Raw genomic sequence first — 15360 nt, 5'->3', positions numbered from 1 at the left:
TCAGCCTGCGAAGTCGAAGTCGGCCCCGAGCTTCCGCAGCTTCGGGATGAAGTGCTCGTAGCCGCGGCTGATGATGCCGACGTTCGTGATGTGCGACTCGCCCTCGGCGGTGAGCGCCGCGATGAGGTGGCTGAAGCCACCCCGCAGGTCGGGGACGCGCACGTTCGCGGCGTGCAGCGTCGTCGGACCCGTGATGACCGCGGCCTGCTCGAACGGACGGCGGGCGACACGACGGTCGTGACCGGGCAGCCCCTCCTTGTGCACGACGATGTCCGCACCCATCTCGTTGAGCGCGTCGGTGAAGCCGAAGCGGTTCTCGTACACGGTCTCGTGCACGATGCTCTGGCCCTCCGCCTGGGTGAGGGCGACGACGAGCGGCTGCTGCCAGTCCGTCATGAAGCCGGGGTGCACGTCGGTCTCGATGACGACGGGCTTGAGGGTCTCCAGTTCGCGGTAGAACCGGATGCCGTCCTCCTGGATGTCGAACCCGCCGCCGACCTTGCGGAAGACGTTGAGGAACGTCATGAGCTCCTGCTGCTTCGCGCCCTCGACGAAGATGTCGCCGTTGGTCGCGAGTGCGGCAGAGGCCCAGCTGGCGGCCTCGTTGCGGTCGTTGATCGCGCGGTGCGTGTAGCCCCGGAGGGACGTGACGCCCTCGATGAAGATGACGCGGTTCGGCTCGACGGACACGATCGCGCCCATCTTCTGCAGGATCGCGATGAGGTCCATGATCTCGGGCTCGATGGCCGCGTTCCGCAGCTCGGTGACGCCCTCGGCGAGGGTCGCGGACAGCAGGACCTGCTCGGTCGCGCCGACGCTCGGGTAGGGCAGCTCGATGTAGGCGCCCTTGAGGCCGTCCGGTGCGGTGAGGTGGATGCCGTTGACCTGCTTGTCGACGACGGCACCCATGGCCCGGAGGGCGTCGAGGTGGAAGTCGATCGGGCGGTCGCCGATGCGGCAGCCGCCGAGGTCGGGGATGAACGCCTCGCCGAGCTTGTGCAGCAGCGGGCCGCAGAACAGGATCGGGATGCGGCTCGAGCCGGCGTGGGCGTCGATCTCGGCGAAGTGCGCGGACTCGACGTTCGACGGGTCGAGGATGAGCTCGCCTCGTGCAGGATCGGTGATGCGCACGCCGTGCACCTCGAGCAGCCCGCGGACCACCTTGACGTCGGAGATGTCCGGGACGTCCTTGAGGATCGACGGGGTGTCACCGAGCAGCGACGCCACCATGGCCTTGGTCGCGAGGTTCTTCGCCCCGCGGACCTCGATGCGCCCCACGAGCGGCTTGCCCCCGCGGATGACGATCTCGTCCGACTTGAGGCCCACGCGCGCCCCTGCGGCCGCTGCGTCCTGTACGAGAGAGTTCACTACTTCACCGGCAATGTCTTCGGCCGCCATCTGGAGCGGCGGGATTCGAACTCCGTGATCGAGGTCTCGTCACGGAGGGTGAGCCCGATGTCGTCGAGCCCTTCCATCAACCGCCAACGAGTGTAAGCGTCGATCTCGAAGGGGACGTCCACCGCGCCGAGGGACACGCGCTGCGCCTTGAGGTCGACGGTCGCCGACACCCCCGGGTTCCGCTCGATCTCGGCCCAGAGCCGCTCGACTTCCGATTCGGTCACGATCGCGGTGACCAGGCCCTGCTTGCCGGCGTTGCCCTTGAAGATGTCGGCGAAGCGGGGCGAGATCACGACCGCGAAGCCGAAGTCGCGGAGCGCCCAGACCGCGTGCTCGCGCGACGAACCGGTACCGAAGTCGGGACCGGCGACGAGCACCTTCGCGCCCTGGTACTCGGGCTGGTTCAGCACGAACGCGGGGTCCTGCCGCCAGCCGGAGAACAGGGCGTCCTCGAAGCCGGTCTTCGTGACCCGCTTGAGGTAGACGGCGGGGATGATCTGGTCGGTGTCGACGTTCGACCGCTTCAGCGGGGCGGCGATGCCGGTGACGGTGGTGATCTTGTCCATCAGAAGGTCCCCTCGGTAGCGGTGGTCGTCGCGTCGGATCGGCCGGTGATCGACGCCAGCGAGTCGTCGGTCTCCAGGTCCCACGGGCTGGACAGCGTCCCGCGCACCGCGGTCGCTGCGGCCACGAGCGGCGACACCAGGTGGGTGCGCCCGCCCTTGCCCTGGCGCCCCTCGAAGTTGCGGTTCGAGGTGCTCGCGCAGCGCTCCCCCGGTGCCAGCTGGTCGGGGTTCATGCCGAGGCACATCGAGCAGCCGGCGAACCGCCACTCGGCGCCGAACTCCTTGATGACGACGTCGAGCCCCTCGGCCTCGGCCTCGAGCCGGACCCGGGCGGACCCCGGCACGACCATGACCCGGACACCGTCGGCCTTCTTGCGGCCCTGGATGATCGACGCGAACGCCCGCAGGTCCTCGATGCGCGAGTTCGTGCACGACCCCATGAACACCGCGTCGACGGCGATGTCCTTCATCGGGGTGCCGGCGGCGATGTCCATGTAGTCGAGGGCCCGCTGCGCGGCGGCCTGGTCGTTCGGGTCTTCGAAGTCGAGAGGCGAGGGCACGTTCTCCGACAGCGAGACGCCCTGCCCGGGGTTCGTGCCCCACGTGACGAAGGGCTCGAGCTCGTCGGCGTCGATGAAGACCTCGGCGTCGAACACGGCGTCGTCGTCGGTCGCCAGGGTGTCCCAGTACGCCACGGCGTCGTCCCAGTCCTGGCCGGTCGGGGCGTGGTCGCGGCCCTGCACGTAGTCGTAGGTCGTCTGGTCGGGGGCGACCATGCCGGCGCGGGCGCCGGCCTCGATCGACATGTTGCAGATCGTCATGCGGCCCTCCATCGAGAGGGCGCGGATCGCGGAGCCGCGATACTCGAGCACGTAGCCCTGTCCGCCGCCGGTGCCGATCTTCGCGATGACGGCGAGGATGATGTCCTTCGCGGTGACGCCCGGGCGCAGCGTGCCCTCGACCGTGATCGCCATCGTCTTGAAGGGCTTCAGCGGCAGGGTCTGGGTCGCGAGGACGTGCTCCACCTCGGACGTGCCGATGCCGAAGGCCATCGCGCCGAAGGCCCCGTGGGTGCTGGTGTGCGAGTCGCCGCAGACGACCGTGATGCCCGGCATGGTCAGGCCGAGCTGCGGGCCGACCACGTGGACGATGCCCTGCTCCTTGTCGCCCAGCGAGTGCAGCCGGACGCCGAACTCCTCGCAGTTGCGACGGAGGGTCTCGATCTGGATGCGGCTGGTCGGGTCCGCGATGGGACGGTCGATCGCGAGGGTCGGGGTGTTGTGGTCCTCGGTCGCGATGGTGAGGTCGAGGCGACGGACGGGTCGGCCGGCCTGGCGCAGGCCGTCGAACGCCTGCGGGCTCGTGACCTCGTGCACGAGGTGGAGGTCGATGTAGAGGAGGTCCGGGTTCCCGTCCTCGCCCTTGACCACGACGTGGTCGTCCCACACCTTCTCGGCGAGCGTCTTTCCCATCGGCTCGGCCTCCTCGTTCTCGTCGTCGGACGCCGCTGGTGCGGCGCGTCCCGGTGACTCTACCAGGTTGGTATACCAACGCGGTGTCGCGTCCGGCGGGCGGTGCGACGGACGGCCTGGAGGCGCGGCTCGACTCGACGACACCCGTCGCGGTGGGAAGATGGTCGCGACATGACCACACCTGCGCACTCGACCCGGACCGTCAACCTCGAGGGCGCAGCACGCGCCGCGATCGCCGGCGGCGCACCGCTCGCGCTGCTCATCGCCCTCGGGATGCCCGGGTACGCCGCGTTCGCCATGTTCGCCGGGTTCACCGCGATCTTCGGGGCCACCGAGCCCTACCGGCAGCGGGCCGTCACGACCGGGGTCGCCGGTGCACTGCAGGCGCTCTGCATGTTCGGCGGCATCGGGGTCGCACTGCTCGGTGCACCGCTGTGGCTGCAGGCGGTCGGTCTCGTGGTCGTCCTGGTCGTCGCGGTGTGCACGCTCAGTGCGCTGCAGACGATCCCCGCGCAGCCGATCTTCCCGGTGTTCGCGTTCGTGGTCTCCGCGCTCGTGCCGCTCCGGCCAGCAGATGTCCCGCTCGTCGCGACGATCATCGTCTGCTCGGTGGCGTGGGCGTGGCTCGTGGCGATGTCCGGGTCGGTCCTCCGCCGGGTGTTCCACCCGCACGCGCCCCACCGGTTCCGACCGCTCGCGCAGCGGAAGCACCGTTCGACGGCGATCCTCCGCACGTCGGCGCTCTGGGAGACCGTCGGGCTCAACGTCGTCGGGTCGCTCGTCGCCGGCGCCGTCGCGTCGGTGATCCCGGGGCTCGGGCACCCGTACTGGGCCGTGATCGCCGTCGTGTCCACGCTGCCGGCGCTCCGGCAGCGCCACACCGTGGTCCGGGCGTTCCAGCGCTTCATCGGCACGATCGGCGGGACGGTCATCGCCGTCGGCATCCTGCTGCTCGATCCGTCGGCGTGGTGGATCGTCGTCATCGCCGTGATCGGGCAGTTCTTCGCCGAGATCTTCGTGGCGCGGAACTACGCCGTCACGCTGCTGTTCCTCACACCGCTCGCGCTCGCGGTGTCGTGGCTCAGCCTGCCGGAGGCGCCGGAGCTCCTCGCGCTCGACCGCATCGCGCAGACGACGCTCGGCGCACTGGTGAGCGTGGCGCTCCTGTTCGTGGGGCGCGCCATCGAGCGCCGCCGGGGCCGGGCGCTCGGCGCGACCACCGGCATCCGCACGGTCTGACGACCCCGCCGGCCCCGCGCCCGCCGCCCCCGCGCCCGGCGCGCCCGCAAAACGCAACGTTGCCGGTTACTCGCAGCGTCATAGCGCTGCGAGCAACCGCCGAGGTTGCGTTTTGCGAGAGGGAGGGTGGGTGGGGGCGGGTCAGTCGCGGGGCTGGATGTTCCAGGAGTCGATGACCGGGCGGCCGTGCTCGTACCCGAGGGTGCTCACGGTCGCGGTGCCGAGCTTCAGCACGGCACCGTCCTGCGGCGCCAGGCGGATCCACGCCGCGCCGAGTGCCCGGAGCACGTGTCCGTGGGCCACGACCAGGGCGTCGTCCCCCTCGGCCAGCACCGGACGGACGCGGTTGAGGATGCGCTCCACGCGGACGCGGACCTCGGCGGCGTTCTCACCGGGGGTGTCCCCCGCCGGCACACCGTCGGTCCAGAGGTCCCACGGGCCGTGGCGGAGCACCTTGATCTGTGGGGTCGTGAGTCCCTCGTACGCGCCGTAGTCCCACTCGTACAGGTCCTCGTCGAGCTCCGGGTCAACCCCGACCAGCCGCGCGGTGTCCTGCGCACGCTGCAGCGGGCTCGACAGCGCGAGCGCGAACGAGCGGTCGGCGAGGTACCGGCCGGCGCGGCGTGCCTGCTCGACACCGTTCTCCGTGAGCGGGATGTCGGTGCGGCCGGTGTGCTGCCCGCTCTTCGACCACTCCGTCTCTCCGTGACGGACGAGGACGAGTTCGCCGGGGCGTTCCGAGGTCATGAGTTCCTTCCGAGCCAGAGGCCGAGCGCAGCTGCGCCGACCGAGACGACGAGCATCCCGAGGCCGTTCAGGACGGCGAGCCGGGTCGTGCCGGATCGGAGGAGCTGTACGGTCTCGACGCTCGCCGTCGAGAACGTCGTGTACCCACCCATCATGCCCGTTCCGAGCACCGCGACCGTGGAGACCGGGATCGTTCCCGCCTGCGCGAGCCCCGTCAGGAACCCGAGGACGAGCGATCCGGTGACGTTGATCACGAGCGTCCCGACCGGGAGCGCGCGGAGCCGCGTGCGCGCCACCCGGGCCTTGACGAGCCCGTCGAGCAGGAACCGGAGCGCCGCCCCGACGCCACCGCCCACCATGACGAGGAGCAGTTCGAGCGGGTTCACGGCGCACTCCCCGCCGGCTCGGACCGCTGCGGTCGGAACCGTCCGGCGAGCCAGATCCCGATCGCGGCGGCGAGCAGACCGAGCACGACGGAGAGCAGGGCGTACCCGCTGCCGGCTCCCCACCGACCGACGTCGAGCAGCTGTGCGGTGTCGTCCGCGAGCGTGCTGTAGGTCGTGAAGCCGCCGAGGACACCCGTGCCGACGAGCAGCCGGACGGTGCGCCGTCGCCCGAGGTCGGGACCGCGGTGGGCGAGGGACTCGAGCAGGAGCCCGAGGCAGAACGCCCCGACGACGTTGATCGCCAGGACCACCCAGTCGAGGCCGTCGTGTGCGGGGAACGCGTCGGCGAGCACGGCGCGGACGCCGGTGCCGATCGCGCCGCCGAGCGCGACCAGGCCGAGCATCCCCCAGCGGAGGTGCGGTGGGCGCTCCGTCGTCATCGGTCAGTCCGCCACGGCCGCGACGGCCTCGACCTCGACGAGCTGGCCGTCGTACCCGAGGACGGTCACACCGAGCAGGGTGCTCGGGACGTCGTGGTCGCCCATCGCGGCGCGGACGACCTCCCACGCGGCGACCAGGTCGGCCTGCCGCGACGACGCGACGAGGACCCGGGTCTGCACGAGGTCGCCGAGGTCCGCCCCGGCAGCAGCGAGGGCGGTCCGCAGGTTCGCGACGCACTGCGCGGCCTGACCACGGACGTCCCCCACGGCGACCGTGCTGCCGTCGACGTCGAGCGGGCACGAGCCGGCGAGGAACACCAGCCGGGTACCGGCGGGGACGGTCGCGGCGTACGCGTACTCCGCCACGTCGCTGAGCGCGTCGGATCGGATGAGCTGCACCACACTGGTCACCGCCCCAGCCTGGCAGAGACCGGGCGGGACGGACCGTTGCACGAACGACGAAACCCCCGGCGAGCCGGAGCTCGTCGGGGGTTTCGTGCTGGTGTGACCCCAGCGGGATTCGAACCCGCGTTACCGCCGTGAGAGGGCAGCGTACTAGGCCGCTATACGATGGGGCCGTCACATGGGAATCCCCCGCCCGGGAGCGGGGGCTCATCCTCGTTGTCGGACTCGGAGGCTAGCCACCTGTGGTGACCCCAGCGGGATTCGAACCCGCGTTACCGCCGTGAGAGGGCAGCGTACTAGGCCGCTATACGATGGGGCCGTTCCGACAACTCGACAAGTATTGCACAAGCCCTCTCGCTCTGCCAAAACGAGGCGTGTCGCCCGGGTGTGCCGTCATGCCGCGACGGGCATACGGTGGAGCGGTGGTGGTGCGCATCGGCCTGTCGGGGTGGCAGTACGACTCCTGGCGCGGGGACTTCTACCCCGTCGGCGTGCCGAAGCGGCGGTGGCTCGGGTACGCGGCCGAGCGGTTCCCCACGGTCGAGGTGAACGGCTCGTTCTACGCGTTGCAGCGGCCGGAGCGGTACCGGGCCTGGCGTGCGTCGGTGCCGTCCGACTTCCGGTTCGCGCTCAAGGGCGGCCGCTACGTCACGCACATGCTCCGGCTCCGCAACGTCGAGACGGCGCTCGCGAACTTCTTCGCGTCCGGCCCGCTCGAGCTCGGAGCGACGCTGGGACCGGTGCTCTGGCAGCTGCCCGAAGCGCTCCTGCCGACGCCCGAGGTGCTCGACGGCTTCCTCGCGCTGCTCCCCTCGACGCACGGGGCCGCCGCCCGGCTCGCGGAGCAGCACGACGATAAGGTCCCCGACGCCGCCGTGCGCGCCGAGGACCCGGCCGCGGTCGTCCACCACGCACTCGAGGTCCGATCGGCCGGACTGACCGACGCGCACCTGGACGTCCTGCGACGACACGGCACCGCGCTCGTCGACTCGCACGCGGGCGACTTCCCACGGCTCCGGGCCGACACGGGCGCGCCGATCGCCTACCTCCGGTTGCACGGAGCCCCTCGGACCTACCACGACGGCTACTCGCCGCAGGCGCTCGGCCGCTGGGCGTCGACGGTGCTCGACCACGTCGACGCCGGGCGGGACACGTACGTGTACTTCGACAACGACGCCGAGCGGCACGCGCCGTGGGACGCGCTCGCGCTCCAGCGGATCCTCGACCACCGGCGTCAGCGAGGCGACCACGACGGGTGGCGGGCCGACCACGGCCGGACAGGGGCCGACCGGGTCGGGTGATCCGTGCCTCCAGGCCGTCGACCGGACCGACTCAGATCGTGAGGGATTCGCCGGGCGCGAGGACCACGAGCGAGCCGTCGGGCTCCACCACGTCGCGGAGGCGACCCGTGTGCATGCCGTACCCGACCTCGGAGAGCGTGGCCTCGTGGACGGGGTACGCGCGGCGCGGCGCGACGGCGGCGACGTAGTCCATCATCTCGGCGACCTTGAGCCACGGTGCGCCGACGGGTGCGGCGAGGACCTCGACCGGCACCCCCGGGTCCGTGTAGGAGTCGCCCGGGTAGAAGAGTGCGCCGTTGACCAGGACGCCGGTGTTGTCGACGACCGGGATGCTCGAGTGGATGACGTTGTGGCGGGTGCCGTGGAAGGCGAGGTCGAACGGGCCGACGGTGCGGTGGTCGCCGTCGGTGACGACCTCGACGGTGACGTGCGGGGCGGACTCGGCGAGCGCTGCGGCGACCCCGGCCGGTCCGAGGACGACGGCGTCGGGGTTCGTGGCGAGGATGCGGTCGAGCTGCTCGGGCGTGACGTGGTCGGGGTGCTCGTGCGTCAGGACGACGGCGACGACGCCGGTGACGTCGACGGGGCGGGTGAAGTTCCCGGGGTCGATGACGAGGCGGGCGTCGCCCTCGGTGAGGACCTGGCAGGCGTGTTCGAGCTTGGTGACCTCCATGGGTGCGACCCTACGCGGCGGGGGTCGGCGCGGGCGGAGGCGGCGGCGGTGTGGAGTCGCGTCGCCTCGCCTCGCCTCGCCTCGCCTCGCACGACACAAGTGCGTCGGAACCGCGCGTCGGCGCGGTTCCGCGTGACTTCGGTTGTGCGAAGCGCCCAGCCCGCCGCCGCGCGCGCACCGCGCCGGCGCCGCGACGCCGCCGCGACGCGCTCACCGCGCCGCGCCGCCGCCGCCCCGCGCTCACCGCGCCCGCGGCGGCGCCGCCGTCGTCGCCCGCACCACGAGGTGCGCCGGCGACGCCGGCAACGGCCCCGCCACCGCGCCGTCCACCTCGGCGAGCACCGCGCGTGCGGCGACCCGCCCCTGCGCGACCGGGTCCTGCGACACGGTGGTCAGTCCCACGACCTCGCCGTACTCGTGCCCGTCGATGCCCATCACGGAGACGTCCTCCGGCACGGACAGCCCGGCCTGCTGTGCGGCGAGCACCACGCCGAGCGCCATCTCGTCCGAGGCGCAGAACACCGCGGTCGGCCGGACCGCGTCGCCTGCGCCGCCGCCCGAGCCCCCGCCGCCGCCCGCGCCAAGCCCGCGAGCCGCACCGAACAACGCCCGCCCCGCGTCCACCCCGCCCGCGAACGAGAACCGTCCGTCGAGCACCCACTCCTCGCGCACGGACAACCCGTGCGCTCGCATGGCCAGGGCGAACCCGTCCCGCCGCAGCCAGGGCACCGCCACGTTCATCCCGGCCTCGTCCTGCCCGCCCACGTAGGCGACGTCCCGGTGTCCGAGCGAGCAGAGGTGGTCGACGGCGATCCCGGCCACCACGACGTCGTCGACCCCGACGTTCCGGAGGCCCGGCGCCGGCCCGCCGATGACGATCATCGGGTGCCGCGTGAGCTCGAGCTCGGCCCGCTCGGTCTCGTCGAGCACCAGGGACAGCAGGACGAGCGCGTCGACCCGGTGCCGGAGCATCGAGCGCCGGAACGCCCGGTCGCGATCTCCCCCGGGGCCGCCCAGGTTGTAGAGGACCAGGTCGTACCCGGCCCGGCGCAGTTCCGCGTCGACACCGCCGAGGGCCTTGACGTAGAACCACCGGTCGATCACCGGCACGACCACGCCGACGGCCCGCTGCCGGCCAGTGGCGAGACCGGCCGCCGCCGAGCTCGGCACGTACCCGAGCTCGTCGGCGACCCGCCGCACCTGGTCGATCGTGCTGTCGGCGACGCTGGACATGCCCCGCAGGGCGCGGGACACCGTGGACTTCGACAGGCCGGTGACGGTCGCGATCTCCTGGATGCCCATCGGCATGCCGGGAGGCCCGTCAGCCGTCCGACGGCCGCGTCACGTCACCGACGGGGCCGGCCTGCGCTGGCGCGGGCCGGGTCGCGTGGGCCTGCCGACGTCCGGCGGGAGCGAGTTCGTCCCAACCGACGTGCCGGTGGACGCGTCCGCCCGACGACGGGGACGAGGACGGAGACGGGGACGAGGACGAGGACGACGGAGCCGCCGCCGGCCGGCGCACCGGCGCGGGGACGCCCCCGATGCCGTCCGCCGAGGCCGTGCGCCGCAACACCGACACCCGCCACCGGTCGAGCGCGACGACGCCGAGCACGCACACCAGCAGGGTGAGTGCCCAGCCGAGCGCCGGCCGCCCGGTGACCTCGCAGAACACGGTGACGCCGAGGAACAGGACACCGAACATGCCGACGAAGCCGAGGGCCTCCTCGATGCGGGCGGTGGGACGGGTGGGTCCGCGCTGTGCCACGGCCGTCAGCCCTTCACGCCGCCGGCGGTGAGGCCGGCTACGATGCGCCGCTGGAACACGAGCACGAGGATCACGAGCGGGATCGTCACGATCGTGCCGGCCGCCATCACGGCGGTGTACGGCTCCTGGTGCGGCTGCGACCCCGCGAAGGACGCGATCGCGACGGTGACCGGCTGGGTGGCGTCGCTCGAGAGCTGGGACGAGATGAGGTACTCGTTCCAGGACGAGATGAACGCCAGGATCGCGGTCGTGAACACGGCGGGCGCCGCGAGCGGCAGGATGATCCGCCGGAACGCCTGCACCCGGGTGCACCCGTCGATGCGCGCTGCTTCCTCGAGGTCCCACGGCATCTCGCGGAAGAACGACGCGAGCGTGTAGACGGTCAGGGGCAGGACGAACGAGATGCTCGGCAGGATGAGCGCCTGGTACGAGCCCATCCAGCCGATGTCCGTGAACAGCTGGAACAGCGGCGAGATGAGCGCGACGCCCGGGAACATCGACGCGGCGAGGATCGCGCCGGCGATGAGGGACTTGCCCTTGAACTCCAGGCGAGCCAGGGCGTACGCCGCACTCGTGCCGACGAGCAGCGCGATGATCGTCACGACGCCGCCGATGAGCAGGCTGTTCGCGAGTGCTCGTCCGAGGTGGTTGCCGAGCGAGGTCGAGAACGCCGTCGCGTAGTTGTCGAGCGTCACGTGGGTCGGCCAGGGGGTGGCGTCGAAGGTGAACCCGACGTCGCGGAAGCTCGTCACCACCATCCAGTAGAACGGCAGCAGGCACCAGACGGCGATGACCGTCGCCTGGATGCCGGTCCGGAACCGGGGTCCGGTGTGACGTTGGACGCGGACCTGCGAACGGTCGACGGCGACGTCGCGGGAGCGCGCGGAGGACCGGGGTCGGTTGGCTGCGAGGGTCACTTGAGCTCACCCTTCTGCTGGGCTGCCTGCGTCTGCACCACGTTCGCGCCGAGGAACCGGACGAACAGGAACGCGACGACGAAGATCACGAGGAACGTGATGGTGGAGAGTGCCGACGCGGAGTTGAACCCCTGCCGGATCTGCTCGACCACGAGGATCGAGAGCGTGGTGGTGGCGTTGCCCGAACCACCGCCGCCGCCGGTCAGGATCGCGGGGAGATCGTACATGCGGAGGGCGTCGAGCACGCGGAACAGGATCGCGACCATGAGCGCCGGCCGGAGGAGCGGCAGGGTGATCAGCATGAAGCGCTGGATCGTCGAGGCGCCGTCCATCTTGCCGGCCTCGTAGACCTCCTCCGGGATGAGCTGCAGGCCCGCGAGGATGAGGAGCGCCATGAACGGTGTGGTCTTCCAGGTGTCGGCGATGATGACCGCCCACCGCGACGCCCACTCGCCGCTCGTCCAGAGGATCTGCTGGCCGAGCACGTGGTTGAGCACGCCGTTCGCGTCGAAGATGAAGTACCAGAGCTTCGCGGTGACGGCGGTCGGGATGGCCCACGGCACGAGGATCGCGGCACGGACGAGCGCGCGGCCCTTGAAGTTGCGGTTCATGATGATGGCCATCCAGACGCCGATCAGCGTCTCGGCGAGCACCGTGACCACGGTGAAGAAGAACGTGTTGCCCATCGACACCCAGAACTGGGAGCCGATGCTGCCGGGCGGGCAGGCGGTGTTGCCGCACTGCTGCGCGAGCCAGTGCACGTAGTTCGTGACGCCGGCGAAGCCGCCCTCGACGAACAGGCCGGTCGCCTTGTCGAGTCCGGCGTCGAGCTGGAACGACTGGATGATCGCGCTGACGACGGGGTAGCCGATGACGATGGCGAGGAGCACGATCGTCGGGCCGATGAGGTAGACGGCCCAGCGGCCGTGCTCGGCGTTGAGTCCGCCCTTGCGCCGCTGTTGTTTCGGTTCCATGCCCTGGGGGTTCGGGATGGCGGCGGGGATCTCGGTTGCTGCTGACACGTGACGGCCTCCTTGCCGGGGTGTCGGAACGCAAGTGGATGGCGGACTGGAGGCGCGGTGCGGGATGGCACCGCGCCTCCAGTCCGTCAGGTGGTGACGGCTAACTGCCGCTGCTGGTGGCCGTCTTGAGGGCCGCCTGCATGTCCTTCATCGCCTCGTCGACGCTCTTCGACCCCTTGAGCGCGGCGTAGGTGTTGTCCTGGATCGCCTTCGTGACGGCCGGGTAGAACGGCGTGACGGGGCGCGGCTCGGCCGACTCGATCGACTTGAGCAGCGTCGGCAGGTAGGGCAGCTTCGCAGTGAGCTCGGAGTCCGTGTAGAGGTCACCGACGACCGGGGCGAGCGAGCCCTGCGTCGCGAAGAACTTCTGCGTCTCGTTCGACTCGAGGAACTCCAGGAAGTCGTGCGCCGTGGCCTTGTGCTTCGAGTACACGCTGATGGCCGCGTTGTGACCACCGAGCGTCGAGGCGCCGGTGCCGTCCGCGCCGGGGATCGGGGCGATGCCGAAGGTGTCCTTCACCTTGCTCGACCCGTCGGTCTTGGCGAGGCTGTAGACGTACGGCCAGTTGCGGAGGAACAGCAGCTTGCCGGCCTCGAAGGCCGTGCGGCCCTGCTCCTCCTGGTAGGTGATCGCCTCGGCCGGGATGTTCCCGTCCTTGAACGCGTCGACCAGGTTCTGCAGGCCGGCCTTGGCGTCGCTCGTGTCGACGTCCGGCGTGCCGCTCTTGCTCAGCACGGAGCCGCCCGAGCCGTTGATCGCCTCGGAGGCGTTCACGGTGAGGCCCTCGTACTTCGCGAACTGCCCGGCGTAGCAGCCGATGCCGGCCTGCTTCGCGATGTCGCAGTCCTTCATCATGTCGGCCCAGGTGGTCGGAGGCGTCTTGACGAGGTCCTTGCGGTAGTAGAGCAGTGCGCCGTCGGAGGTCTGCGGGGCCGCGTAGAGCGTGTTGTTGTAGGTCGCGGTCTTCACCGTGGACGGCAGCAGCTTCGACGTGTCGATCTTCATGTCGCCGGTGAGCGGGGTGAGCCAGCCCTTGGCGGCGAACTCAGCGGTCCAGACGACGTCGACGTCCACGACGTCGTAGTTCTCGTCCTTCGCCTGGAAGTGCTGCACGAGGTCGTCGTGCTGCTGGTCGGCCTGGTCGGACTGCTCCTTGAAGGTGACCTTCTCGTCCTTGTGGGCCTTGTTCCACTTGGCGATGAGCGGGCGGACGACGTTCGAGTTGTCCTTGCCCTGGACGTACGTGATCGGACCGCGGCTGTCCTGCCCGTTCTTGGCGTCGTCCGAGGCCGAGCTGCCGCTCGAGCAGCCGGTGAGCACGAGGCCGATGACGGCGACCCCGGCGACCGAGGCGAAGCGCACCCTGGCGCGAGTTGTCTTCAAGGTTGTCTCCTCATCGAGATCACCAGGGGGCGCCGATCGGGTGCGACGACGCGGCCTGGAGCAGGCGACGCTGCCCGCTGGAGGAGGAACGTACGCCCGCTCCCGGCGTTCCGCAACCGGTTGCATCAACTCCGTGACCTGAGCGTGACCTCCGGAGTTCCGGTGACTTCCTGGGTGAGCGCTCACGCGTCGGGACGGCCGCGGGCCCCGGCCGTGCGGGGTTCCGCACGTTCACCGCCAGGGGCCGCGGTGCCGTTGTCGGTCGCCCGCACCCGCACCTACCGTCCAACCATGGCCATCACCAGCACCGCTCGTCCCGTCCCCGCGCCCCGCCGCGTGATCGACGTCGACCTCGACGCGCCGCTCCCCCGCCTCGTCGCGGACGAGACCGGATCGTCCGCGCTGGTGATCGGCTACCGCGGCGGTCACCCGACCGGCACGCTCGACGTCCTGCTCACCGACGACCCCGCGGACGCGACCCGCGCGCTCGGGACCCTGCGGGAGACCGTGCTCGCCGACGTCGAACCCGTGGCGGACGACCGCCTGCCGGTGGTGTCCGTCGTCGTGTCGACGATCGTCGACCGGGTCGAGGACCTCGGGCGTCTGCTCGACGTCCTCGAGCACATGGACTACCCCGACCACGAGGTCATCGTCGTCGACAACCGCGTCCGCGTCCCCGCCGACGACCGGCTGCCGGCGCTGCTGGCCGGGCGCGACGTGCGACTCGTCACCGAGCGGCGCCCCGGCCTGTCCGCCGGACGGAACGCGGGGGTCGCGGCCGCACGCGGCGAGGTCGTCGCGTTCACCGACGACGACGTCAGCGTCGACCCGCAGTGGCTCCGCGCACTCGGGGCCCGCTTCGTCCGTGAACCCGGACTCGACGCGGTGTCCGGCGTGATCCTGCCCACCGAGCTCTCGACGCCGGCGCAGATCTGGTACGAGGCCTACTACGGCGGGTTCAGCGGCGAGCGCACCTTCGCCCCCGTCACGATCGTCCCCGACGACGTCACCGGCACGATGCGGCACGCGCGGGTCCAGGCCGTCCGACCCGACGGCTCGGTCGCGAAGCACTTCGCCGTGTACGGCATCGGGGCCTACGGCGCCGGCGCGAACATGGCGTTCCGACGCTCGGTGATCGACGCCGTCGGCGGGTTCGACACGACGCTCGGCGCCGGTTCCCCCGCGCGCGGCGGCGAGGACCTGGCGATGTTCGTCGAGACGCTGTGGCGCGGCGGACGCATCGGCTTCGAACCCCGCGCGGTCGTGCACCACCGGCACCGCCGGACCATCGAGGACCTGCACAAGCAACTGCACGGCAACGGTGTCGGCTTCACGGCGCTGATGTGCGCGCTCGCGGCGAAGGACCGACGCCACGTGGCGGTCCTGGCGCGGCTCGTGCCGGCGGCCGCGATGGTGAAGGTCCGCGAGACCGTCGGCCGACTCCGGACGGGGAGCGCACCGGTCCCGACACCGCAGACCGCCGTCCCGTCGGTGCCGGACGCCGGCGTGCCGCGGTCGCTGGCGTACCACGAGCTCCGCGGGTTCCCGGCCGGGCCCGCCGCCTGGTTCCGGAGCCGTCGTCGGTGGCGCGACGTCGAAGCCGGCCGCTTCCACGCCGGCTGAGCCCCCGACGCCGTTGCCCCCC

At 71.3% G+C, this 15360-nt stretch carries 16 protein-coding genes and 2 tRNA genes; 3 read left to right on the top strand and 15 right to left on the bottom strand.

Annotation, left to right across the window (positions count from 1 at the left end):
- The 3 genes from murA to leuC are packed head-to-tail and all read right to left on the bottom strand — an operon-like array spanning nucleotide 1 to nucleotide 3436.
- Nucleotides 1-1368: a UDP-N-acetylglucosamine 1-carboxyvinyltransferase gene (gene murA / locus BIU96_RS09995; RefSeq protein WP_071292469.1), complete on the bottom strand. Its 1368-nt coding sequence runs from the start codon at nucleotides 1366-1368 to the stop codon at nucleotides 1-3.
- Nucleotides 1368-1964 carry a 3-isopropylmalate dehydratase small subunit gene (gene leuD, locus BIU96_RS09990; protein ID WP_071292468.1) on the bottom strand — a complete coding sequence of 199 codons (597 nt, stop codon included), beginning with the start codon at nucleotides 1962-1964 and terminating at the stop codon, nucleotides 1368-1370. Before leuD ends, murA begins: the two co-directional genes overlap by 1 nt.
- Complete coding sequence (gene leuC / locus BIU96_RS09985; protein WP_071292467.1) at nucleotides 1964-3436, bottom strand: 3-isopropylmalate dehydratase large subunit; 1473 nt, start codon at nucleotides 3434-3436, stop codon at nucleotides 1964-1966. The genes leuD and leuC overlap by 1 nt, the downstream gene beginning before the upstream one ends.
- 171 nt (nucleotides 3437-3607) lie before the next feature.
- Here leuC and BIU96_RS09980 point away from each other — a divergent pair, with 171 nt between their 5' ends.
- Nucleotides 3608-4675, top strand: a complete 1068-nt coding sequence (locus BIU96_RS09980) for an FUSC family protein (protein ID WP_071292466.1) — start codon at nucleotides 3608-3610, stop codon at nucleotides 4673-4675.
- 141 nt (nucleotides 4676-4816) lie between these two features.
- Here BIU96_RS09980 and BIU96_RS09975 read toward each other — a convergent pair whose 3' ends face one another.
- From BIU96_RS09975 to BIU96_RS09950, 6 genes are all read right to left on the bottom strand, one after another.
- On the bottom strand, nucleotides 4817-5422 hold the full coding sequence (locus tag BIU96_RS09975; RefSeq protein WP_071292465.1) for a histidine phosphatase family protein: 606 nt from the start codon (nucleotides 5420-5422) through the stop codon (nucleotides 4817-4819).
- Nucleotides 5419-5808, bottom strand: a complete 390-nt coding sequence (gene crcB, locus BIU96_RS09970) for a fluoride efflux transporter CrcB (protein WP_139199952.1) — start codon at nucleotides 5806-5808, stop codon at nucleotides 5419-5421. Before crcB ends, BIU96_RS09975 begins: the two co-directional genes overlap by 4 nt.
- Complete coding sequence (locus BIU96_RS09965; protein ID WP_071292464.1) at nucleotides 5805-6248, bottom strand: CrcB family protein; 444 nt, start codon at nucleotides 6246-6248, stop codon at nucleotides 5805-5807. The genes crcB and BIU96_RS09965 overlap by 4 nt, the downstream gene beginning before the upstream one ends.
- Before the next feature lie 3 nt (nucleotides 6249-6251).
- Entirely contained in the window at nucleotides 6252-6659 is a 408-nt protein-coding gene (locus BIU96_RS09960; RefSeq protein ID WP_175477509.1) for a RidA family protein, read from the bottom strand.
- 94 nt (nucleotides 6660-6753) lie between these two features.
- Nucleotides 6754-6826, bottom strand: a tRNA-Glu gene (locus BIU96_RS09955).
- 70 nt (nucleotides 6827-6896) lie between these two features.
- A tRNA-Glu gene (locus tag BIU96_RS09950) sits at nucleotides 6897-6972 on the bottom strand.
- A 103-nt stretch (nucleotides 6973-7075) separates the two neighbouring features.
- Between BIU96_RS09950 and BIU96_RS09945 the strand changes: the two genes are divergently transcribed.
- A complete protein-coding gene (locus tag BIU96_RS09945) occupies nucleotides 7076-7954 on the top strand; it encodes a DUF72 domain-containing protein (protein ID WP_071292463.1) in 879 nt (292 codons plus the stop codon).
- A 31-nt stretch (nucleotides 7955-7985) separates the two neighbouring features.
- On the opposite strand, the gene BIU96_RS09940 is transcribed toward BIU96_RS09945, so the two are convergent.
- From BIU96_RS09940 to BIU96_RS09915, 6 genes are all read right to left on the bottom strand, one after another.
- Nucleotides 7986-8627 carry an MBL fold metallo-hydrolase gene (locus BIU96_RS09940; RefSeq protein WP_071292462.1) on the bottom strand — a complete coding sequence of 214 codons (642 nt, stop codon included), beginning with the start codon at nucleotides 8625-8627 and terminating at the stop codon, nucleotides 7986-7988.
- Nucleotides 8628-8867: 240 nt separating this feature from the next.
- On the bottom strand, nucleotides 8868-9935 hold the full coding sequence (locus BIU96_RS09935) for a LacI family DNA-binding transcriptional regulator (protein ID WP_071292461.1): 1068 nt from the start codon (nucleotides 9933-9935) through the stop codon (nucleotides 8868-8870).
- Between the two features lie 13 nt (nucleotides 9936-9948).
- Nucleotides 9949-10392 carry a hypothetical protein gene (locus BIU96_RS09930; protein ID WP_071292460.1) on the bottom strand — a complete coding sequence of 148 codons (444 nt, stop codon included), beginning with the start codon at nucleotides 10390-10392 and terminating at the stop codon, nucleotides 9949-9951.
- 5 nt (nucleotides 10393-10397) lie between these two features.
- Nucleotides 10398-11309, bottom strand: a complete 912-nt coding sequence (locus BIU96_RS09925; protein WP_071292459.1) for a carbohydrate ABC transporter permease — start codon at nucleotides 11307-11309, stop codon at nucleotides 10398-10400.
- Nucleotides 11306-12283, bottom strand: a complete 978-nt coding sequence (locus BIU96_RS09920) for a carbohydrate ABC transporter permease (protein WP_071292458.1) — start codon at nucleotides 12281-12283, stop codon at nucleotides 11306-11308. The genes BIU96_RS09925 and BIU96_RS09920 overlap by 4 nt, the downstream gene beginning before the upstream one ends.
- Nucleotides 12284-12431: 148 nt before the next feature.
- On the bottom strand, nucleotides 12432-13715 hold the full coding sequence (locus tag BIU96_RS09915) for an ABC transporter substrate-binding protein (RefSeq protein ID WP_071292457.1): 1284 nt from the start codon (nucleotides 13713-13715) through the stop codon (nucleotides 12432-12434).
- A 291-nt stretch (nucleotides 13716-14006) separates the two neighbouring features.
- On the opposite strand from BIU96_RS09915, the gene BIU96_RS09910 reads away from it, so the two are divergent.
- Nucleotides 14007-15338: a glycosyltransferase gene (locus BIU96_RS09910; RefSeq protein WP_071292456.1), complete on the top strand. Its 1332-nt coding sequence runs from the start codon at nucleotides 14007-14009 to the stop codon at nucleotides 15336-15338.
- The last annotated feature ends 22 nt before the right edge of the window (nucleotides 15339-15360 follow it).

Source organism: Curtobacterium sp. MCBA15_008 (assembly GCF_001865065.1).
Taxonomy (GTDB): domain Bacteria; phylum Actinomycetota; class Actinomycetes; order Actinomycetales; family Microbacteriaceae; genus Curtobacterium.
The sequence above is the reverse complement of the archived record's forward strand: the minus strand, read 5'-3'. Positions and strand labels throughout refer to the sequence as shown.